16 protein-coding genes and 2 tRNA genes are annotated in these 20,141 nt (G+C 74.0%); 15 read left to right on the top strand and 3 right to left on the bottom strand.

Features of this window, described 5'->3' with window-relative positions; translation table 11 throughout:
• Positions 1 to 9: 9 nt before the first annotated feature.
• The 4 genes from O2V61_RS03075 (at position 10) to O2V61_RS03090 (ending at position 4,612) form a co-directional block, all read left to right on the top strand.
• Positions 10 to 561 (top strand): GNAT family N-acetyltransferase, encoded by a 552-nt coding sequence (locus O2V61_RS03075; protein ID WP_269182987.1) that lies wholly within the window; start codon positions 10 to 12, stop codon positions 559 to 561.
• Positions 562 to 740: 179 nt separating this feature from the next.
• Positions 741 to 1,445: a divisome protein SepX/GlpR gene (gene sepX / locus O2V61_RS03080; RefSeq protein ID WP_269181865.1), complete on the top strand. Its 705-nt coding sequence runs from the start codon at positions 741 to 743 to the stop codon at positions 1,443 to 1,445.
• Between the two features lie 74 nt (positions 1,446 to 1,519).
• A tRNA-Ala gene (locus tag O2V61_RS03085) sits at positions 1,520 to 1,593 on the top strand.
• 202 nt (positions 1,594 to 1,795) lie between these two features.
• Entirely contained in the window at positions 1,796 to 4,612 is a 2,817-nt protein-coding gene (locus tag O2V61_RS03090; RefSeq protein WP_269181866.1) for a PQQ-dependent sugar dehydrogenase, read from the top strand.
• A gap of 30 nt (positions 4,613 to 4,642) precedes the next feature.
• Here the strand turns inward: O2V61_RS03090 and O2V61_RS03095 are convergent, their stop codons facing one another.
• A complete protein-coding gene (locus O2V61_RS03095; protein ID WP_269181867.1) occupies positions 4,643 to 6,166 on the bottom strand; it encodes a dolichyl-phosphate-mannose--protein mannosyltransferase in 1,524 nt (507 codons plus the stop codon).
• A 54-nt stretch (positions 6,167 to 6,220) separates the two neighbouring features.
• Between O2V61_RS03095 and rsmI the strand changes: the two genes are divergently transcribed.
• Positions 6,221 to 7,060 (top strand): 16S rRNA (cytidine(1402)-2'-O)-methyltransferase, encoded by an 840-nt coding sequence (gene rsmI / locus O2V61_RS03100; protein ID WP_269181868.1) that lies wholly within the window; start codon positions 6,221 to 6,223, stop codon positions 7,058 to 7,060.
• A gap of 108 nt (positions 7,061 to 7,168) precedes the next feature.
• On the opposite strand, the gene O2V61_RS03105 is transcribed toward rsmI, so the two are convergent.
• Both O2V61_RS03105 and O2V61_RS03110 read right to left on the bottom strand, forming a co-directional pair.
• Positions 7,169 to 8,203, bottom strand: coding sequence for a DUF559 domain-containing protein (locus tag O2V61_RS03105; RefSeq protein ID WP_269181869.1), 1,035 nt, complete (start codon positions 8,201 to 8,203; stop codon positions 7,169 to 7,171).
• 64 nt (positions 8,204 to 8,267) lie between these two features.
• Positions 8,268 to 9,377, bottom strand: a complete 1,110-nt coding sequence (locus O2V61_RS03110) for a magnesium and cobalt transport protein CorA (RefSeq protein WP_269181870.1) — start codon at positions 9,375 to 9,377, stop codon at positions 8,268 to 8,270.
• 153 nt (positions 9,378 to 9,530) lie between these two features.
• Here O2V61_RS03110 and O2V61_RS03115 point away from each other — a divergent pair, with 153 nt between their 5' ends.
• The 10 genes from O2V61_RS03115 (at position 9,531) to O2V61_RS03160 (ending at position 20,020) form a co-directional block, all read left to right on the top strand.
• A complete protein-coding gene (locus tag O2V61_RS03115; protein ID WP_269181871.1) occupies positions 9,531 to 10,175 on the top strand; it encodes a hypothetical protein in 645 nt (214 codons plus the stop codon).
• Positions 10,176 to 10,221: 46 nt separating this feature from the next.
• Positions 10,222 to 12,042 carry a methionine--tRNA ligase gene (gene metG, locus O2V61_RS03120; protein ID WP_269181872.1) on the top strand — a complete coding sequence of 607 codons (1,821 nt, stop codon included), beginning with the start codon at positions 10,222 to 10,224 and terminating at the stop codon, positions 12,040 to 12,042.
• Positions 12,043 to 12,079: 37 nt separating this feature from the next.
• Positions 12,080 to 12,949: a TatD family hydrolase gene (locus tag O2V61_RS03125; RefSeq protein WP_269181873.1), complete on the top strand. Its 870-nt coding sequence runs from the start codon at positions 12,080 to 12,082 to the stop codon at positions 12,947 to 12,949.
• An 87-nt stretch (positions 12,950 to 13,036) separates the two neighbouring features.
• Positions 13,037 to 13,870 (top strand): hypothetical protein, encoded by an 834-nt coding sequence (locus O2V61_RS03130; protein WP_269181874.1) that lies wholly within the window; start codon positions 13,037 to 13,039, stop codon positions 13,868 to 13,870.
• A gap of 345 nt (positions 13,871 to 14,215) precedes the next feature.
• Positions 14,216 to 15,316, top strand: coding sequence for a resuscitation-promoting factor (locus O2V61_RS03135; RefSeq protein WP_269181875.1), 1,101 nt, complete (start codon positions 14,216 to 14,218; stop codon positions 15,314 to 15,316).
• A gap of 61 nt (positions 15,317 to 15,377) precedes the next feature.
• Entirely contained in the window at positions 15,378 to 16,232 is an 855-nt protein-coding gene (gene rsmA, locus O2V61_RS03140) for a 16S rRNA (adenine(1518)-N(6)/adenine(1519)-N(6))-dimethyltransferase RsmA (RefSeq protein WP_269181876.1), read from the top strand.
• Between the two features lie 67 nt (positions 16,233 to 16,299).
• Entirely contained in the window at positions 16,300 to 17,268 is a 969-nt protein-coding gene (locus O2V61_RS03145) for a 4-(cytidine 5'-diphospho)-2-C-methyl-D-erythritol kinase (protein WP_269181877.1), read from the top strand.
• Between the two features lie 115 nt (positions 17,269 to 17,383).
• Positions 17,384 to 17,459 (top strand) — tRNA-Gln (locus tag O2V61_RS03150).
• 51 nt (positions 17,460 to 17,510) lie between these two features.
• Positions 17,511 to 19,043 carry a bifunctional UDP-N-acetylglucosamine diphosphorylase/glucosamine-1-phosphate N-acetyltransferase GlmU gene (glmU, locus tag O2V61_RS03155; protein ID WP_269181878.1) on the top strand — a complete coding sequence of 511 codons (1,533 nt, stop codon included), beginning with the start codon at positions 17,511 to 17,513 and terminating at the stop codon, positions 19,041 to 19,043.
• Positions 19,040 to 20,020 carry a ribose-phosphate diphosphokinase gene (locus O2V61_RS03160; RefSeq protein ID WP_269181879.1) on the top strand — a complete coding sequence of 327 codons (981 nt, stop codon included), beginning with the start codon at positions 19,040 to 19,042 and terminating at the stop codon, positions 20,018 to 20,020. The genes glmU and O2V61_RS03160 overlap by 4 nt, the downstream gene beginning before the upstream one ends.
• The last annotated feature ends 121 nt before the right edge of the window (positions 20,021 to 20,141 follow it).

The raw sequence follows: 20,141 nt of genomic DNA on the forward strand, positions 1-20,141 counted from the left end.
CTGCACCCGCTGCGCCGCGAGGACGCCCGCGAGTGGTCCCGGCTGCGCACCGAGAACGAGTCCTGGCTGCTGCCCTGGGAGCCCTCCACCGGGTTGAGCTGGTCGGCGCGGCACTCCCCGGCGGCCTACCGGGCGATGCGCCGGGCGGCGTCCCGGCGGGCCCGGGTCGGGATGTCGCTGCCCTTCGCCCTCCGGTACGAGGGGCGGCTGGCCGGCCAGGTGACCGTCGACAACGTCGTCCGCGGGGCGCTGCGCTCCGGGAGCCTGGGCTACTGGGTCGACCAGGGCGTGGCGGGGCGGGGGGTGGCCTCGCTGGCGGTGGCGCTGGTCTGCGACCACGCCTTCGGCCCGGTGGGGCTGCACCGGCTGCAGGCCGACATCCGGCCGGAGAACCGGTCGAGCCGGCGACTGGTCGAGCGGCTGGGCTTCCGGGAGGAGGCGCTCTTCCGGGACTACCTGGACATCGACGGGGCCTGGCGGGACCACCTCGGGTACGCGCTGCTGGCCGGGGAGTCCCCTGGCGGGGTGCTGGCCCGCTGGCGGGCCTGCGCGCCTCGCTGAACCGACAGGTGGGGACGCCGACACGCCGATGTGCCGGCGACGCGCGCCGACACACCGGGAGACGTCCCGGGTATCGGCAGTCCGCGCCCTTACCTTGACTCCCGAGTGACGGATGTGACTCGTGTGGCCCCAGGGATGGGGTCGTTCCGCTGGGCCAGGGATGGATCGGGGTGTTCGAGATGGGATCGGGCGTACTGCTGGCCGCTCTCGTCGTGCTGTGGTTCGTGGTCCTGGTGCCGATGGTGGTCACCCGGGGCGACACGCACACGGGGAACGGTGCAGCCAACTCAGGACGGACCCTGCAACGACGGCGGCCGGTGGACCCGGTGGTGCACGCCGAGACCGAGCGGGTGAGCATCGACCGGGCACAGCTGCGCAGCAGCGGTGAACTGCAGGTCGACGTGCACGCGCGGCGCCGCCGCACGCTGGCCGGGCTCGTCGCCCTGGCCGTGCTGGCGCTGGTCGGTGCGCTGGCCTACCGGTCGTGGCTGTGGGCTCCGCAGGTGCTGCTGGACGTCGCCGTCGTCGGTTACCTGATGGTGACCGCTGCTGCGGCCAAGCGGGAGCGGCGGACCGCCGCCCGCCGTGCGGCCCGGGCTGCCCAGCGTCCGCCGAGGCGGGCGCCGCAGGCTCGCCCGGTGCAGCCGCGCCCGGCGGTTGTCGACCCGGCGCCTGCGCCGGTCCCGGTGGCGGCCGAGACCGGCCCGGTGCACCCGAGCCTGCCGCTGGCCCCGGTGCACCCGCTGCGCCCCGGCCGGGTGGTCGCGGCCCGCACGCCGGCCCCGGCCGGCTGGCAGCAGAGCGCCGTGGTCGGGCTGGACGACGACGACATCGGCTTCGCCGACATCGACGTCTACGCCCCGAAGCGCGTCGTCAACGGCTGAGCGAGGGCCCTCCTGCAGGAGGGCCACCCCCGTGGCTGCACCGGTGCAGGCAGACGGTAAAGTCGTGGGGGCAAGGGGCTGTGGCGCAGTCCGGTAGCGCACCTCGTTCGCATCGAGGGGGTCAGGGGTTCAATTCCCCTCAGCTCCACCCCGGTCAGGCCGGGCCCACCAGGGCCCGGCCTGACGCATTTCCTGGCAGCTGATCAGCTCTCCGTGAGCGGCCGTCGTACGCAGCTGATCAGCTCTCCGTGAGCGGCCGTCGTACGCACCGTGGTGGACTCTCGGCAGGTCGTCGCTGCAGCACCGTGGGACCCCCTGTCCCGCCGGACCTCTCTGGTACGCCTCTCGGCGTGGACGCTGAGCGCAGCGGTGCGGAGCCCCGGTGGTCGGCCCGGTGGGCCAGGAGCTCGGGCCGCGCCCTGCTGGTGCTGGTGCTGCTCGTGGCCGGGACGCTGGCGGGCCTCCCCGGGCGGGCGGCGGCGGCCACGCTGCCGCCGGGGTTCGTCGTCCTCGACTTGCCGAGCGGCCAGGACGAGGCGCTGACCGACTTCGCCTTCGCGCCGGACGGCAGCTGGTTCACCACTGGCAAGAACGGCAGGGTCGCCTGGGTGTCGGCCGACGGGCGGCCGCGTACCCTGGCGGAGCTCCCGGTCGTCACCGTGCAGGACCTGGGCCTGACCGGGCTGGCGGTCCCGGCCGACTACGCCACCAGCCGGCGGATCTTCACCGCGCGCACGCTGCTGGTCGACGACCGGTGGACGATGCGGTTGAGCTCGTGGGCGGTCACCGGTGCCCCGGAGCCGACCGGGCTGGCCGACGAGCGGGTCATCTGGGATCTCGAGACCTGGGCCGACGTGCACACCATGACGGCGCTCGTCCCGGATCCGGACGGCTCCCTCTGGGTCAGCATCGGAGACGCCGCCGACTTCCGGTACGTCGACGAGCGGGCGCTGGTCGCCCTGGACGTCGACGACGGCCGCGGCAAGGTGCTGCACGTCCTCCCGGACGGCCGGGGGGTGGCCAGCAACCCCTACTACGACCCGGCCGACCCGTACTCGTGGCGCAGCCGCGTCTACGCCAGCGGCTTCCGCAGCCCCTTCCGGATGAGCCTGGACCCGACCAGCGGGGCGCCGGTCCTCGGCGACGTCGGCTGGTACACCTGGGAGGAGGTCGACCTGGTCCGCCCGGGGGCGAGCTACGGGTGGCCCTGCTGGGAGGGGGAGTCCCCCACGCCCGGGTACGCCGACCTGGCCGCGTGCCAGGGGGTGACCCAGTCCTCGCCGCTGTACACCTACGAGCACGGCCCGGCCGGCACGAGCATCAGCGGGGGCATCGTCTACACCGGCGAGAGCTACCCCGAGGCCTACCGTGGGGCCTACTTCTTCGGTGACTACGCGTCCGGGCGGGTCTACACGCTGCGCTACGACGCCCAGGGCGACCTGGTCCGCGCGCCGGAGACCGACGGCTTCGGGGTCGACAACGGCCTGCCGGTCGCCTTCCAGGCCGGGCCCAACGGGGACGTCGTGTACGCCGACATCGGCGGCAGTGTGCTCAAGCGGCTGGTCTACGTGCCGGGCAACCGTGCCCCCACGGCTTCGGCGACGCTCAGCACCGACCCGGCCACCGGGACGGTGACCTTCGACGGCACGGCCTCCAGCGACCTCGACGGTGAGGAGCTGACCCACGACTGGGAGTTCGGTGACGGCACCCGGGCCACCGGGGCCCGGGTGGTGCACACCTATCCGCCGGGGGAGGGGACCTACACCGCCCGGCTCACCGTCACCGACCCGCTGGGCGCGACCGGGACGAGGACGATGCAGGTCGTGCCGTCCAACGGCGCCCCGGTCGTCAGTCTCACCGCGCCCCCGGCGGACCGGCTGTTCGCGGTCGGGGAGACCGTCTCCGCCACGGCGACCGCGACCGACAGGGAGGACGGCGCCCTGCCCGTCACCTGGAGCGTGGTGCTGGTGCACTGCAGCGGCGGGTACTGCCACGACCACCCCGGTGAGTCCTCCACCGGCGGCTCGTTCTCCCGGCCGTTCGACGACCACGGTGACCAGACCCAGGTGCAGATCGTCGCCAGCGCGCAGGACTCCTCGGGAGTGCGCGTCCAGCAGACGTTCGTGGCCGAACCCCGACTCCGGACGCTGACGGTGGAGGCCAGCACGCCCAGCGCGATCACCGTCAACGGTGTCGCCCGCGCCAGCGTCCCGATCACCGCAGGGGCGACGGTCTCGGTGATCGCGCCGACGGTCGCCACCGACGGCGTGGCCACCTTCGAACGGTGGTCCGACGGAGCGGCCCGGGCGCGCACCCTGACCATGCCCGACCAGGACCTGGTCCTCGGCGCCGACTACCTGACCCCGATCGGCCGCCGGTACGCCACTGACCCGCGGGTGCGGGCAGTGCTGGGATCGCCCCTCTCCCCGGAGGCAGGGGACGCCGAGCTCCGCCACCAGGTGTACAGCGGAGGCCGGATGTACTGGTCGCCGCGGGCCGGCGCGCACGAGGTGCACGGCGCCGTCCTCGGCACCTACCTGGCCGAGGGCGGCGCGCTCCGGCACGGCGAGCCGCTGACCGACGAGCTGACGGCCCCGGACGGCATCGGCCGCTACAACCACTTCGCCGGGGGTACGTCGGTGTACTGGTCGCCGGCGACCGGCGCCCATCAGGTCGGCGGTGCGATCCGGGGGGTCTGGTCCGGGATGGGCTGGGAGCGCAGCATCCACGGCTATCCCCGTGGCTCGGAGCGGAGCACGCCGAACGGGCGTGGGCGCTACAACGACTTCCAGGACGGCGGGGTCTACTGGCTGCCCGGCGTCGGGGCGCGCAGCGTCCACGGCGCGATCTACCTGACCTGGGCCCGCTTCGGCTGGGAGGCCGGCCGGCTGGGCTTCCCGATCACCGACGAGAACGGCACGCCGGACGGCGTGGGCAGGTACAACCACTTCGAGGGCGGATCGGTCTACTGGACGCCGGGCACCGGGGCACAGCAGGTCGAGGGCGCGATCCGGGCGCGGTGGGCGGCCCTCGGTTGGGAGACCTCCTACCTCGGCTACCCGACGAGCGACGAGTACCCGGTCCCGGGCGGGCGGCGCTCGGACTTCCAGGGCGGTTCGATCACCTGGGACGCGGCCACCGGCCGGGTGACGGAGTCCCGTGGCTGACCGCCGCCGGCGGCGGCGCGGGGTGAGGTCTCAGAACCAGGAGGGGAACCACATGCGCTGCAGCCACTCCGCGTGCGACAGCGGCTGCCCGCTGAGCACCGGGTGGAAGAAGACGAAGGTCAGCACCACGACCGCCACGTACAGGCAGACGACGGCCAGCCCGACCTGACGGCGCAGCGCGGAGGCGGTCGGTGGGCCCAGCACGTCCTGCAGCACGAGCACGACCGCCAGCACGAAGAACGGCAGCGCCGGGGCCATGTAGAAGAGGAACATCGTCCGGTCCAGGTTGATGAACCAGGTGCCCCAGCCGGCGGCGATCGCGGTCGCGGCGACGAGGGCCGCGGGGTCGCGGCGGGCCACGATCCGCCAGCCCAGCCACAGCAGCGCCGGGACGAAGAGGAACCACAGCGTCGGCGTGCCGAGCATGATCATGTACCGGACGACCTGGTCGCCCGCGGCATCGGTGAGGTCCTGCGGGTTCCACAGCAGGATCGGCCGGCCGGTCACCAGCCACGACCACGGCCCGGACTCCCACGGGTGCGGGCTGGACAGCCCGCTGTGGAACTCCAGCCACTCCCCGTGCATGTGCCACAGCGACCGCAACGCATCGGGCACGAATCCGAAGGAGGTGTCCGGGTTCTCCGACGCCCAGTGCCGGCCCTGGGCGTTCTCCCCGCGGAACCAGCCGGTGAACGAGGCCAGGTAGGTCAGCACCGGGACGACGGCGAGCGCCCAGGTCGCCCCGGGCAGGCCGCGGCGCACCGTCGTCCAGGTGGGCCGGGCGACCCCCGCCTCCCGCCAGGCAGCCCGGTCCCAGAAGAGCGAGAGCACCGCGAAGGCGGCCAGGAACCAGACCCCGCTCCACTTCACCGCGCAGGCGCAGCCGAACAGCACACCGGCGGCGATCCGCCAGCCCCGCGGGCCGAGCCGGAACCCGGCCGCGGTGACCTGGTCGGCACCGTCCCGCACACGTTGTCGCACCCGGTCCCGATCGACCACCAGGCAGGCGACCGCGCTGATGACGAAGGCCTGCAGGAAGACGTCCAGCAGCCCGATCCGGCCGAGGGTGAAGGAGAACCCGTCCACCGCCAGGAGCAGGCCGGCGAGCAGGCCCAGCAGCGTCGAGCCGGTCAGCCGGCGCGTCAGCCGGGTGAGGACGACGACCGCCACCGTCCCGGCCACCGCGCTCGGCACCCGCCAGCCCAGGGGCCCGTACCCGAACAGCTGCACGCCCGCCGCGATCAGCCACTTGCCCAGCGGGGGGTGGACGATGAAGGTGTAGCCGCGGTTGTACTCGTAGCCGAGCTCCACCAGCTCGGCCCCCTCGGGCGGGTAGTACGCCTCGTCGAACACCAGCTCGGTCGGGTAGCCGATGTCCCAGAGCCGGGCCGCCAGGGTCACCAGGCCGAGCACGGCGGTGAGCACCGCGGCCAGCACCCGGTCGGTCGGCAGCGGCGGGGTGCCCTGCCGGCGGCGCGGCGGGAGCGGCGGGAACCGGCGGGGAGGGGGTGCCTGGACTCCCGACCCCGTGCGTTCGGGGACCAGCACCGCCATGCCGGTCAGGGTATGTGGCGGAGCTGGCAGGCCCGGCGTGACAGGCTCGGCCGCATGACCGGACGACTCGTGCTGGGCGGCGCGCCGCTGGGACAACCCGGCGACGTCGGCCCGCGGCTGCGGCAGGCGATGGCCGACGCCGACGTCCTGGCGGTGGAGGACACCCGGCGGCTGCACCGGCTGGCGAAGGACCTCGAGGTCACCCTCACCGGCAAGGTGGTCACCTTCCACGAGACCGTCGAGCGGTCGCGGCTGCCCGGGCTGGTCGCGGCGATGACCGAGGGCCGCACCGTGCTGCTGATCACCGACGCGGGCATGCCGTCGGTGTCCGACCCCGGCTACACGCTGGTGCGGGCGGCGATCGAGGCGGGCATCGAGGTGACCTCGGTGCCCGGGCCGTCCGCCGTCGTCACGGCGCTGGCCGTCTCCGGTCTGCCGTGCGACCGGTTCACCTTCGAGGGGTTCCTGCCGCGCAAGGGCGGGGAGCGGCGGTCGGCGCTCGCGGCGCTGGCGGCCGAGCCGCGCACGATGGTGTTCTACGAGTCGCCGCACCGGTTGGCCGACGCCCTGACCGACGCGGCCGGGGCCCTCGGCGCCGACCGGCCCGCCGCGGTCTGCCGGGAGCTGACCAAGACCCACGAGGAGGTCCGCCGCGGTTCTCTGGCCTCGCTGGCCGAGTGGGCTGCCGAAGGGGTGCGCGGCGAGATCACCCTGGTCGTCGCCGGCGCCGTCGCCGGCCCGGCCACCCTGACGCCGTCCGAGCTGGCCGCCGACGTCGCCGCCGAGGAGGCCGCCGGCGCCGACCGCAAGGAGGCGATCCGCACCGTCGTGGCCCGAACCGGCCTCCCGAGAAGACAGGTCTACGACGCCGTGGTGGCCGCCAAGACCCCCTGACCCCCTGCCGTTGCGCTAGCGGACAGGCATAGGAAGCTTTTCACCCGGTTGGCGACACGAGACCGGGTGAAGAGGTTCCTTTGCTTGGGCAGCTGCGCCGAGGGGGCGCTACCGGAGCTGCGCGGAACGCGTGGCGTACACGGCCAGAACTCGGGCCCGGACGCCGGCTGGATCGCGCAGGACGTCGGCGTAGGTGAAGCGGAGGACGACCCAGCCCATGCCGGCCAACATCGCGTCCCGCGCGAGGTCTCGGCGGCGGGCGTCCGGATCGGTGTGGAAGCGCGCGCCGTCCAACTCGACGGCGACCTTGACCTCGGGCCACGCGCGGTCCAGGCGGAGACGTCGTCCCCCCACCAGGACGGGGAACTGACCGACACTGGGCGGCAGTGACCGGTGTCGGAAGACCGACAGGACGCCCATCGCCTCGAGTTCGCTCTGGCAGCCGTCGTCCGCCAGGTCGATCGCCTGCGCCAGGAGTCGGTGGCCCCCCACGTTTGGGCGCTCGGCAAGGGCGCCGCGGACGTCATGCGCCGCGATGGACCCCGCGCGCACCAGGTCCAGCAGCCGCGGACGGCGGCTGGCCACAGGCAGGAGTGGCCAGGCGTCGACCAATGACCGCGGCAGCGCGGTCACTCGAAGACCACGGATCTCGGTGGTGTGCTCCTCGATCCGGAAGCCGTTCCGCCGGTGGACCACCAGACCCTGGGTGCCAGCTCGCCTGCGCTGCTGGTCGATCGTGACGTGCAGGGGATGGACCAGCGGATGTGCTCCCCAGATGTGCAGCGCGGTCAGGTGGCTCAGGGCAGAGGCATCGCCGACGTGCATCAGAGCCGCGCGCAGCAGGGTCGGTCCGCTCGTGGTCGGACCCCGTCGGGCGTAGACGTGGGGGAAGACACGCTGGAGCTGTCCTCGGCCCACCTGCCCGTCGAGGACCGTCGCAGGGACCGAGCGCAGGAGCTGGGCGCGGGTGGCGACCCCACCGGTCGACCTGAGTTCCTGATCGATCACCGCTGTCCAGCCCATGGTGGAGAGGCTGCCGAGCAACGGCGCCGGACAACTGCGCTGACCGGGATCTGTGGACTCGCCGTCCTCACCCACATGCCGCCAGGCATAGGAAGCTGTCCACCCGGTATGGACGGGCAAACCGGGTGGATAGCTTCCTATGCCTGGGCGGGGGCGGGACCAACGGCGGAGCGGGGCAGCGGGGCTACAGCCAGCCGGTGCGCTTGAAGCCGCGGAACAAGGCGACGCAGGAGCCTCCCATCAGCAGCAGGGCGGCGGGGTAGGCCCAGGGCTCGTCCAGCTCGGGCATGTACTCGAAGTTCATCCCGTAGATCCCCGCGATGGCGGTGGGCAGCGCGATGATGCCGGCCCACGCCGAGATCTTGCGCATGTCCTCGTTGTCGGCCAGCGAGGTGCGGGCCAGCGAGGCCTGCAGGATCGAGGTCAGCAGCTCGTCCAGGCCGGTCACCTGGTCACGCACCCGCAGCGCGTGGTCCTGGACGTCCCGGAAGTAGGAGCGCATCGCCTCGGGCACCAGCTCGTTGGGCCGGTCGACCAGCGTGGCCAGGGGGAGCTCCAGCGGCAGCACCGCCCGGCGCAGCTGCATCAGCTCCCGCTTGAGCTGGTAGATGCGGCCGCTGTCGTCCGTGCGGCTCGGGCTGAACACCGAGGTCTCCACCTCCTCGACGTCCTGCTCCACCTCACCGGCGACCTCCAGGAAGTCGTCGACGACGTGGTCGGCGATCGCGTAGAGGACGGCGGAGGGCCCGTGGCACAGCAGGTCCGGCTGCCCCTCCAGCTGGGTGCGCAGCCGCCCGAGCTCACCGTGCGTGCCGTGCCGGACCGTGATCACGTGGTCGCGGCCGACGAAGACCATGATCTCGCCGGTGATCAGCACCTCGCTGGTGGCGGTCAGCTGGTCGTGCTCCAGGTAGCTGGCCGTCTTGAGCACCATGAACATCGCGTCGTCGTAGCGCTCCAGCTTGGGCCGCTGGTGGGCGTAGACGGCGTCCTCGACGGCGAGCGGGTGCAGGCCGTAGTGCTCCCCGATCGCGGTGAGCTCGGCCTCGGAGGGCTCGTAGAGCCCCAGCCAGACGAAGCCGCCCTGATCGCGGGCCACCTGCAGCGCCTCCGACGGCGCCACGTCCAGCCGCTCGCCGCGGACGTAGACGGCGCAGTCGACGACCGGGTCGCCGCTGTCCCGTTCGGGCTGCTTCTCCCGGGGGGCGCCCGCCGGGCGGGGGCGCAGCGTCTGCGGGAGCTCGGCGGGCGTCCCGGGGGCGTGCTTGCTGGTCCTGCTGTCGGTGTCGGTCACCGGTCCTCCCTCGGGTCTGTCGGGGTCCAGCATCCCCGCCCCCTCCGGCGCGGCTCTCACCCTGGCGGGTGAGACCCGGCCGGCGGCCCCTGCGGCCGGCCGCCGGGACGCCCGACCTGATCAGGGACACCCGTTCCCGGTCAGGAGACCCCCGTGCCCAGCGCCGTCCTCGACGCCCCCCGCACCACCCCCGCCGCTGCCCGCCCGGTGCGGCTGCCGGCGACGGTGGTCGCAGCCGGTGGGCTCTCCGTGCTGGAGGCGCTCGGCCTGCTCGCCTTCGGGCTGACCAGCCTGGAGGGCGTCTTCGGCTCCGGGGTGCGCCCCTCCGGCTGGCTCGTGGCCGGCACCCTGCTGCTGCTCGCCGGCTGGGTCGTGCTGTGCGCCGGCGGTGGAGCCGGGCTGGTGGACGGCGCCGGTCGGCTGCTGCTGGTCGCCGTCGCCAGCGGGGAGATCGCCCTGCTCGTCGTGCTGTGCGCGGTCGGGCTGGTCGGTGCGGACGGCATCTGGCTGGTGGCGATCGGTCCGCTCGGCGGTCTGCCGGTGCCCGCGCTGGCGCTGCTTGCCCTCGCCGTCCCCACCGGGAAGCTCCTGCTGGCCAGCGCGCCCTCCGCGGTGGCCTGGGTGGCTGCCGGTGGGCGCCCCCGTCCGGCCCGCCGGGTCGCCGTGGTCGAGCACCGCGCGCTGCGGGGCGTCACCGTGGCCGGCATCGGGCTGGCGCTCACCGCCGTCGCGCTCGTGGGCGTGCCCGCCGGCGACGTCCCCACACCGAGCACGGTCGCGGTCACCGACGCCCCCTGAGGACGCGCCGGTCACCCGGGTCGACGCCGGTCACTACCCTCAGGCCGTGACAGATCGGCACATCCTCACCGCCGTCGCCTGGCCCTACGCCAACGGCCCGCGGCACATCGGACACGTCTCCGGGTTCGGCGTCCCCTCCGACGTCTTCAGCCGGTTCCACCGGATGTCCGGCGACCAGGTGCTGATGGTGAGCGGCACCGACGAGCACGGGACGCCGATCACGGTCGCCGCCGACGCCGAGGGCATCACCCCGCGGCAGATCGCCGACCGCAACAACCGGGTCATCGTCGACGACCTGGCCAGCCTCGGGCTGAGCTACGACCTCTTCACCCGGACGACGACGGCCAACCACCGCGCGGTGAGCCAGGAGATCTTCCTGGGGCTGCTGAAGAACGGCTACGTCTTCCCGCAGACCACGCTCGGCGCGATCAGCCCCTCGACCGGCCGCACGCTGCCCGACCGCTACATCGAGGGCACCTGCCCGATCTGCGGCTACGACGGCGCCCGCGGCGACCAGTGCGACAACTGCGGCAACCAGCTGGACCCGATCGACCTGGTGAACCCGGTCAGCCGGATCAACGGCGAGACGCCGAAGTTCGTCGAGGAGGAGCACTACTTCCTGGACCTGCCGGCGTTCACCCGGGCGCTCGGCGACTGGCTGGGCACCCGGGGGAACTGGCGGCCCAACGTCCTGAACTTCAGCGTCAACCTGCTCGCCGACCTCAAGCCGCGCAGCTACACCCGGGACATCGACTGGGGTGTGCCGGTGCCGCTGGACGGCTGGCGGGACCGGCCGGACAAGCGCATCTACGTATGGTTCGACGCGGTCGTGGGCTACCTGTCGGCGTCGATCGAGTGGGCCCGCCGCTCCGGTGACCCCGAGGCCTGGCGGCAGTGGTGGCAGACGCCGGACTCCGACGCCTACTACTTCATGGGCAAGGACAACATCGTCTTCCACTCCGAGATCTGGCCCGCCCAGCTGCTCGGCTACAACGGAGCGGGCGACAAGGGCGGGACGCCGGGCTCCTACGGCCGGCTCAACCTGCCCACCGAGGTGGTGTCGAGCGAGTTCCTGACCATGGAGGGGCGGAAGTTCTCCTCCTCGCGCAACGTCGTCATCTACGTCCGCGACTTCCTCGCCCGCTACGACCCCGACGCGCTGCGCTACTTCATCGCCGTGGCCGGCCCGGAGAACCAGGACACCGACTTCACCTGGGCGGAGTTCCTGCGCCGCAACAACGACGAGCTGGTCGCCGGCTGGGGCAACCTGGTCAACCGCACCGTGTCGATGGCGGCGAAGAACGTCGGCGCCGTCCCGACGGCGGGTGAGCTGACCGACGCCGACCGGGCGCTGCTGGCCACCACGTCGGGCGCGTTCGCCCCGATCGGTGACCTGCTGGGGCGCAACCGGCAGAAGGCGGCCGCCACCGAGGCGATGCGGGTCGTCGGCGAGGCGAACAAGTACCTGTCGGACCAGGCGCCGTGGAAGCTCAAGGAGGACCCGGCCCGCCGGGACACCGTGCTGCACACCGCGCTGCAGGCGATCAAGGACTGCAACGCCCTGCTGACGCCGTTCCTCCCGCACTCCTCCCAGCAGGTGCACGAGCTGCTCGGTGGCACCGGCGTCTGGTCGGTCGCCCCGCAGGTCGTCGAGACCGAGGACCTGGACGACGGCTCGCCGTACCCGATCATCACCGGCGACTACGCGAGCGGCCAGGCGATCTGGGCGTCCACCCCGCTGCCGCCGTCCGGCACGCCGCTGGCCGCGCCGAAGCCGGTCTTCACCAAGCTGGACGAGTCGATCGTGGAGGAGGAGCTGGCCCGGCTGGAGGAGAAGGGGACGAGCGGGTCGGACGGCGAGGCGTGACCTCCCGGACCACCAAAATGGCCATCTCGGTGGAGGCGTGAGCCGGTCGGCGTCCTCGCGGGCCAACCGGCGGGGCGAGCCGCCGCCGTCCCCGGAGCCGCTGCCGTCCCCGGCCGTCGACAGCCACACGCACTTCGACATCGCCGTCGGTGGTGAGGACCGGGAGCCCACCGACGCGGAGGTCGACGAGGCGATCACGGCCGCCGTCGCCGTCGGCGTCCCGCGGCTGGTGCAGGTCGGCGTGGACGTGGCGTCCTCGCGTTGGTCGGCCGCGCTCGCCGCCCGGCACCCGAACGTGCTGGCGGCGGTGGCGCTGCACCCGAACGAGGCGGGCGCCGGCGCGGCGACCGAGGCGGCGCTGGCGGAGATCGACCGGCTCGCCGCGCTGCCCCGGGTGCGGGCGGTGGGGGAGACCGGCCTGGACCGCTACCGCACCGGCCCCGAGGGCTGGGCCGCCCAGGAGGCGTCCTTCCGGGCGCACATCGACATCGCCAAGCGGCACGGGATCGCGCTGGTCATCCACGATCGCGACGCCCACGACGAGGTGCTCCGCGTGCTGGACGACGAGGGCGCCCCCGAGCACACCGTCTTCCACTGCTTCTCCGGCGACGCCGGGTTCGCCCGGGCCTGCATCGAGCGCGGCCACACGCTGTCCTTCGCCGGCACGGTGACCTTCTCCAGCGCCGGGGCGCTGCGCGAGGCGGCGGCGCTGACGCCGCTGGACCAGCTGCTGGTGGAGACCGACGCCCCCTTCCTGACCCCGGTCCCGCTGCGTGGCCGGCCCAACTCCGCCCGGCTGGTGCCGCACACCGTCCGGGCGCTGGCCGAGGTCACCGGCACCGACCTCGACCAGCTGTGCGGCGTCCTCACCGCCACCGCGGAGCGCGTCTTCGGCCCCTGGGGCTGACCACCCGCCCGACGCGGGGAGCGACTCACAGGAAGTGGGGGACCGCTCGTGGTGGCGTTGTCGGCGGAGAGGACGACAATCGACTGCGTGGGCCGCCTCATCGCCATCGTCCTCTTCATCGCCTTGATGGTCCCGGCCGCCATGCTGGCCCGGGGCTGGTCTCTGGCGTCCGGTCGCCGGGCCGTCGCCTCCGCCGGTGTCGAGTTCGTCCCGGCGACGCCCGAGGCGACCGCGCAGCTGGCCCGCCAGGCCACTCATGCCCACCGGGTGCGTCTCCTCGGGCTGCTGCTCGGGGTGGCGCTGGTGGTCACCACGGTGGTGCTGTTCGCCGAGGCCTCGGTCTTCCTCTGGGTCCCGGCGCTCGCCGTGGGCCTGCTGGGCGGGGTGCTGCTGGCCGAGGCGACCCGGCCGCGGCCACGCTGGGCGACGACCAGCCCGCCTCGCCGGCCCCGGCGGAGCGAGCAGATCTCACTCGGGCTGCTGTGGACCATGCGCGCCGCGGTCGCCGGGGTGCTGCTCACCGCACTGCTGCAGCTCGAGGACCTGACGTCCCCGGTCGTCTCCGTCGCGACGGCGGTGCCGCTGGCCGGCTGGCTGCTGGCCGAGGTGGCGCTGCTGCGAGTGCTGCTGCGCCCGCTGCCCGCCGCGGGCGCCGACGTGCCGGTCGACGAGGCGCAGCGCACGTGGACGGCGCACCTGGCGGTCGCCGCGGCCAGCGTGCTGGCACTGCTCCCGCTGGGGGCGCTGCTGCTCCGCGCCGCGATCGACCTCGGTGACCAGGTGAGCTCCGACGGCGCCGGCCTGCTCCCGGTGGCGCTGGTCGCGGGTGGCTTCTCCGCGATCATCGCGGGGCTGGTGGTGGCCGGCTTCCTGATGACCTGGCTGCGCCCGGTGCGGCAGACCTCGCACGCCCTGGCCTGACGGCGTCCGGCCCCGGTGGCCCTGTGTCGTTGCCCACCAGAGCTGAGCGAGCCATCCGCCTGACGCGCGGCGCGTTGTTCACGGACCGTGTCGGCGCGCCTGCGGAGGGCTGGGTCGACATGGTGATTCTCTGCTCTCGCACCGTTCTCTTCCGTCAGGCGTTCGTTATCGTGCCGTGACCGACAAGCCGGGGTGGGGAACACCCGGGCGCTCGTTCCAGACCGGGTGAGAGTTCCCGGGCCGGAGCTCGTCGGGCCGCGCGATGACGGACGCCGCCCTCCGGGTGGGGTCCGTCGGCTGTCGCCCACGTTCCCCTGCCCGGGCCCCGTGACCCGTGGATGTGTTGTGCACCGATCGCTGAAGTCGATTCTCTTCACCCTGGTCCTGCTGGGCCTGGTGGGCGGTTCTGCTGCCTACTTCGCTGCCCAGAAGACGGTGACCCTGACCGTCGACGGCCAGTCGCGGGAGGTGCGCACCTACGCCGGCACGGCCGCCGAGGTGCTGGCCGACGAGGGGTTGCGTCCGGCGTCGCAGGACGTCGTCCTGCCCGACCCGGAGGACGCCATCGGTGACGGCGCCACCATCGTGCTCAACCGCGCCCGGCCGCTGGCCCTGACCGTCGACGGGGTGCGCACCGACGTCTACACGACGGCCCTCTCGGTCGACGACGCGCTCGACGAGCTCGGGTACCGCACCGACGGGCTGGTGCTCTCGGCCAGCCGCAGCCAGCGGCTGCCGCTGGACGGCATGGACCTCGCCATCACGACCAACAAGGACGTCACGCTGATCGCGGACGGCCAGCAGCGCGTGGTGACCACCACCGCGGCCACCGCCGGTGACCTGCTGGCCGAGCAGGGCATCGCCCTGTCGGCCACCGACCGCACCTCGGTCTACCCGGCGCAGCCCCTGCTGGACGCGATGGTGCTGCGGGTGACCCGGGTCGCCGTCACCGACGTGACCGAGGTGCAGCCGCTGGACCACGCGACGGTCGAGACCCCGGACCCGAACGCCTTCCAGGGCGAGCGCACCGTCACCCAGCAGGGGGTCGAGGGAGCGCAGACGATCACCTGGCGGGTCACCGTCACCGACGGCGTGGAGACCGCGCGCGAACAGCTGGGCGTCGTGGTCAGCACGCCCCCGGTCGACCAGCAGGTGGCGGTCGGCACCAAGGAGAAGCCGGCTGCACCGGCGGCCGTGGTCAGCGCCGACGGACTGAACTGGGCGGCCCTGGCGGCCTGCGAGTCCGGCGGCCGGCCCACCGCGGTGAGCGGCACCGGCAAGTACCGCGGCATGTACCAGTTCTCCACGAGCACCTGGGCCGCCGTCGGGGGCAGCGGTGACCCGGCCGCCGCGTCGGCGGAGGAGCAGACCATGCGGGCGCAGATGCTGTACGCCCGTTCCGGTGCGGGGCAGTGGCCGCACTGCGGCCCCCGCCTGTTCGGCTGATGGCGGGGGGAGGGCCCCGCCACGCGCAGGCTCGCGGTGGGTCCCTGCAGCGAGGCCGGAGATGACGGCCCTGCTCGGTGCGTCCGCGATCCGCGAGCTGGCCCAACAGCTCGACCTGCGACCGACCAAGACCCTCGGGCAGAACTTCCTGCACGACGCCAACACGATCCGCAAGATCGTCCGGACGGCCGACCTGCGGGACGACGACGTCGTCTGCGAGGTCGGCCCGGGCCTGGGGTCGCTGACGCTGGGGCTGCTCCCGGCCTGTGCGCACGTCACGGCCGTGGAGATCGATCCCCGGCTCGCCGACCAGCTGCCGGTGACCGTGGCCCAGCGGGCCCCGGACGTGGCCGATCGGCTCACCGTCGTGACCGCGGACGCCCTGCGGGTGCGGGAGCTGCCCGGGCCGCCGCCCACGGCGCTGGTGGCCAACCTGCCCTACAACATCGCCGTCCCCGTGCTGCTGCACCTGCTGGAGCTGGTGCCCACGATCCGCACCTCGCTGGTGCTGGTGCAGGCCGAGGTCGCCGACCGGCTCGCCGCCGCACCGGGCACCTCCGCCTACGGGGTGCCCAGCGCCAAGGCCGCCTGGTACGCCGACGTCCGCCGGGCCGGCAACGTCCCGCGGCCGGTCTTCTGGCCGGTCCCCAACGTCGACTCGGGGCTGGTCGCGCTGACCCGCCGTCCGGCCCCGGCCGGGGACCGGGCGGCCACCTTCGCCGTCATCGACGCGGCCTTCGCCACCCGGCGCAAGGGCCTGCGTGCCGCGCTGGCCCGCTGGGCCGGCAGCCCCGCCGCCGCCGAGGTCCGGCTGCGCGCGGCCGGCATCGACCCGACCACGCGGGGGGAGCAGCTGTCGGTCACCGACTTCGCCCGGCTCGCCGCCACCGACCCGGTCGACCCGGAGGGGCGGTAGCGCGCGACGCGCCCGGCAGGCAGGCTGAGCCGGTGGACGACGGTGGACCGGCGGGCAGGATGACCGGGTGAGCAACGCGACCGCAGGCGGCCCCGGCCGGCTCGCCGGCAACGGCGCCGTCACGGCGCGGGCCCCGGCGAAGGTGAACGTGCACCTCGCGGTCGGGCCGCTGCGGGCCGACGGCTTCCACGAGCTGGAGACCGTCTTCCTCGCCGTGTCGCTGTTCGACACGGTCACCGTGCGCCGCGCCGAGGGCCTGTCGCTCACCGTCCGCGGCGAGGGTGCCGGGGACGCCGCCGGCCCGGGGAGCGTGCCCACCGACCAGCGCAACCTGGTCTGGCAGGCCGCCGAGCTGCTCGCCCGGCACGCCGGGGTACGCCCCGACGCCCACCTGGAGGTCGACAAGTCGATCCCGGCCGCGGCCGGGCTGGCCGGGGGCAGTGCGGACGCCGCGGCGACGCTGGTCGCGCTCGACGCGTTGTGGGGGACCCGCGCCACCCGTGGCGACCTGGCCACGCTCGCTGCCCAGCTGGGCAGTGACGTGCCCTTCAGCCTGCTCGGCGGGGTGGCACTGGGCACCGGGCGCGGTGAGCGGCTCTCGCCCGTGCTGGCCCGCCGGCGCTGGGACTGGGTGCTCGGCATCGCCGGGGAGGGGCTGTCGACCCCCACGGTGTACGGCGAGCTGGACGCCCAGCGGGCGGCCGGGGTGCTCCCGGACGGCGAACGGATGACCTCCACCGAGCCGGTGCTCGCCGCCCTGCGCAGCGGGCCGGCGTCGGCGCTGGCGGCCGCGTTGAGCAACGACCTCCAGGCGCCGGCGGTGCTGCTGCGTCCGGAGCTCGACCGGGCGCTGCAGGCCGCGACCGAGGCCGGGGCCCGGGCGGCGCTGGTCAGCGGCTCCGGTCCGACGGTGGCCGCGCTGGCCGAGGACGAGGACGGCGCCGTCCGGCTGGCCGCCGAGCTCGCCGGGTCCGGGGTGTTCCGGGCCGTCCAGGTCGTGCACGGGCCGGTCCACGGCGCTCGCCTGGTGGGCTGAGGCAGTCGGGCGGACGCCCTGCCCCCGACCCGGCCGGGGTGACCCTGGATGCCCACCTCCGGCGGCGGCCCTAGGCTGGCGTGCGGCCGTCGCGGTTCTCCCCGGCGGACCGCGATGGGGGATGGGGTAATCGGCAGCCCGCCGGCCTTTGGAGCCGTGCAGTCTCGGTTCGAGTCCGAGTCCCCCAGCCAGTCGGCGCCGACGCGCGCCGCCATCCCGTCGCCACCGCGAGGAGCTCGTTCGTGACCCTGCAGGACACCGCCGCCACGGAGGGCGCCGTCGGCGCCGTCGTCGTCCTCGCCGCCGGGCAGGGCACCCGGATGCGCTCGCGCACCCCCAAGGTGCTGCACCCGCTCGGGGGGCGCTCGCTGCTGGGCCACGTGCTGGCCGCCGCCGCCCCGTTGCGGGCCGCGCAGACCGTCGTCGTCGTCGGATCCGGTCGCGAGGCCGTGGCCGAGCACCTCGGCGGGATCGCGCCGGGGGCGCTGCCGGTCGTGCAGGAGGAGCAGCTGGGCTCCGGACACGCTGCGGCCGTCGCGCTCGACGCGCTGGCGGAGGTGACCGGCGCGGTGCTGATCCTCAACGGGGACGCACCGCTGCTGCGGGAGGAGACGCTGACCGCACTCGTCCGGGCGCACCAGCAGGCCGGCGACCTGCTCACCGTGCTCACCGCCGAGGTGGCCGACCCCACCGGCCTGGGGCGGATCGTCCGGGACGCCCAGGGTGCGGTGCGGGCCATCGTCGAGGAACGGGACGCCGACGACGCCCAGCGCGCGATCCACGAGGTGAACGCCGGGGTGTACGTCGGGAACGCCGCCGCCGTGCGGGAGGCGCTGACCAGGGTCGGGGCCGCCAACGACCAGGGTGAGCAGTACCTGACCGACGTGCTGGGGCTGCTCGTGGCCGACGGCGCGCCGGTCGGTGGGCACCGGGCGGCCGACCCCGAGGACACGCTCGGCTGCAACGACCAGCGCGAGCTGGCCGCCCGGCGCCGCACGATGAACGACCGGGTGCTCGACGACCTGATGCGAGCCGGGGTGGTCGTGGTGGACCCGCTGACCACCTGGGTCGACGTGACCGTGGAGGTGGCGGCGGAGGTCGTCCTGCACCCGGGCACGCAGCTGCTCGGCGCGACGACCGTGCGGGCCGGCGCGGTGGTCGGCCCGGACAGCACGCTGGTCGACACCGAGGTGGGGGAGGGGGCGTCGGTCGTCCGGTCCCACGTCCAGCTGGCCGAGATCGGCCCGGCGGCGACCGTCGGCCCGTTCAGCTACCTCCGCCCGGGCACCCGGCTGGGCCGCGGGGCGAAGGTGGGCGCCTACGTCGAGACCAAGAACGTCGAGGTCGGCGAGGGGTCCAAGGTGCCGCACCTGTCCTACGTCGGCGACGCGACCATCGGCGAGCACAGCAACATCGGCGCCGCGACGGTCTTCGTCAACTACGACGGCGTCGACAAGCACCGCACCACGGTGGGTGACCACGTGCGGATCGGCTCGGACACCATGCTCGTGGCGCCGGTCACCGTGGGCGACGGTGCCTACACCGCCGCCGGGTCCGTGATCACCACCGACGTCCCGCCCGGGGCCATGGCCGTCGCCCGGGCGCGCCAGCGCAATGTGGCAGGCTGGGTCGCGCGGCGCCGACCGGGTACACCCGGCGCAGAGGCCGCAGCAGCGGCTGACGACGCAGCTGCCGCAGCCACCGACACCCGAACCACCGACTCCGCGGACCGGCCCCCGGCCGCGACGGACGACGACGAGCAGGGGCGACCATGAGCGCGATCAGGCAGACCACCAACAAGAGCCTGATGCTCTTCTCCGGCCGGGCCTACCCCGAGCTGGCGACGGAGATCGCCGGGCACCTCGGCGTCACCCCCACCCCCACCGCGTCCTACGAGTTCGCCAACGGCGAGCTGTTCGTGCGGTTCGAGGAGTCGGTGCGCGGCTGCGACGCCTTCGTGGTGCAGAGCCACACCGCACCGATCAACACCTGGCTGATGGAACAGCTGATCATGGTCGACGCGCTCAAGCGCGCCTCGGCCAAGCGGATCACCGTCGTCGCCCCCTTCTTCCCCTACGCCCGGCAGGACAAGAAGCACCGCGGCCGCGAGCCGATCTCCGCGCGCCTGGTCGCCGACATGTTCAAGACCGCCGGCGCCGACCGGCTGATGACCGTCGACCTGCACACCGCGCAGATCCAGGGCTTCTTCGACGGCCCGGTCGACCACCTCTTCGCCATGGACCTGCTCACCAGCGAGGTCAAGCGCAAGTGGGGCGACCGCGACCTCACCGTCGTCTCGCCCGACTCCGGCCGCGTCCGCGTGTCCGAGCGGTGGAGCGACAAGCTCGGCGGCACCCCGCTGGCCTTCATCCACAAGACCCGCGACATCTCCCGGCCCAACGAGGTCGTGGCCAACCGGGTGGTCGGCGAGGTCGAGGGCCGGGTCTGCATCCTGGTCGACGACATGATCGACACCGGCGGCACGATCGCCAAGGCCGCCGAGACCCTCTTCGACGCCGGTGCCGCCGACGTGATCATCGCCGCCACCCACGGGGTGCTCTCCGGCCCCGCGGTCGACCGCCTGAAGAACAGCCGGGTGAGCGAGGTGATCGTCACGAACACGCTGCCCATCGAGCCCGCACGCCGGTTCGACAAGCTCACCGTGCTCTCCATCTCCCCGCTGCTCGGCCGGGCGATCAAGGAGGTCTTCGAGGACGGGTCGGTGACGAGCCTGTTCGGTGGAGACTCGTGACATGGCGATCCTCCGGATCGCACCGCGGCCAGGAGCCGTTCCCCGGCTGAGTTGAGCCGTTTCCCGCGGCGTCGGCAGGGACCCTCCGGGCCCCGTGCCGGCGTCGCGGACGGACCCACCT

The organism is Modestobacter sp. VKM Ac-2985 (genome assembly GCF_026967925.1).
Classification (GTDB): domain Bacteria; phylum Actinomycetota; class Actinomycetes; order Mycobacteriales; family Geodermatophilaceae; genus Modestobacter.

Bases quoted from the DNA above. Each gene is read 5' to 3' on its own strand.
- rsmI (WP_269181868.1), top strand. From the start codon at position 6,221: ATGACCGGACGACTCGTGCTGGGCGGCGCGCCGCTGGGACAACCCGGC.
- O2V61_RS03095 (WP_269181867.1), bottom strand. From the start codon at position 6,166: ATGGCGGTGCTGGTCCCCGAACGCACGGGGTCGGGAGTCCAGGCACCC.
- O2V61_RS03160 (WP_269181879.1), top strand. From the start codon at position 19,040: ATGAGCGCGATCAGGCAGACCACCAACAAGAGCCTGATGCTCTTCTCC.
- rsmA (WP_269181876.1), top strand. From the start codon at position 15,378: ATGACGGCCCTGCTCGGTGCGTCCGCGATCCGCGAGCTGGCCCAACAG.
- sepX (WP_269181865.1), top strand. From the start codon at position 741: ATGGGATCGGGCGTACTGCTGGCCGCTCTCGTCGTGCTGTGGTTCGTG.